This is a genomic window from Enterococcus sp. NBRC 3427, from assembly GCF_007996925.1.
Taxonomy (GTDB): Bacteria; Bacillota; Bacilli; order Lactobacillales; family Enterococcaceae; genus Enterococcus_B; species Enterococcus_B lactis.
In genome coordinates this window covers 1-765 of the sequence record NZ_BJLL01000125.1, presented here as the reverse complement: position 1 = coordinate 765, position 765 = coordinate 1, and the positions used below count along the sequence as shown (strand labels likewise).

The 765-nt window shown below is 32.3% G+C and carries 1 pseudogene; it reads right to left on the bottom strand.

Features of this window, described 5'->3' with window-relative positions:
* Nucleotides 1–765: pseudogene (locus ESP02_RS13165) on the bottom strand (M protein trans-acting positive regulator); the annotation flags it as partial.

Sequence of the window (765 nt, the reverse complement as noted above, 5' to 3'; positions counted from 1 at the left end):
CCCACGCTCTTTGTTTTATTCTCATATCTTTTTTTCATATACAGTTCTTGAATCGCTTTTATCAACTCACCGAATAATACTGTATCGTGATTTGTATCTAGATAGAAAGTTTCCGTTTCAGCTGATTTTTTCTCATGCTGATCTGTAATAATCAAATCAGCATGTTCAGGACATTCGATAATCTTGACTGCTTCATTGCGAAATAGTTGCTGTAAATGACTTTGCAGATGGTAATTCCCTGTGAATGGTTTGGTTATCTGCAGATGGATGAGTAATTGTTCTTTCATTTCTGTTTGTAATAAGTGTTGGATCAATTGACTAAGGTATTGACTTAATTGAACTTTTTTTCTAGAGTTTGAAAAAATTGTGTCAATTTTTTCTCTTAATTTTTTTTCCTGTATAAAAGAAGCTGTTTGATTGGAGGTAGTTTCTGGAAAGCAGAGTGTAGAAAAGCTACTGCTAGATTCACCTAACAGTTCCAAAAGAATAACTGCTAGTACGAGAAAATAAAAATAGATCGGTTTTTTTTCTTCCAAATGATTGATAGGAAACTGTTGAGTTAAGTAAGTCATCAATTGATCGACTTGTTGGCAAATAAGGTTTTTGCTTGTGGAAAATAAGAAACCAATCACCTGTTTTTGTTGGAATGAAATTTGATTTGGAAAAAAACAATAGAAAAAATAATTAAAGTAGGCTCTTTCCGTTTCTACCTCTTCACAGGGATAAATCGCTGAAAAAGAAGTAAAGCATTCTGAATAATCATGT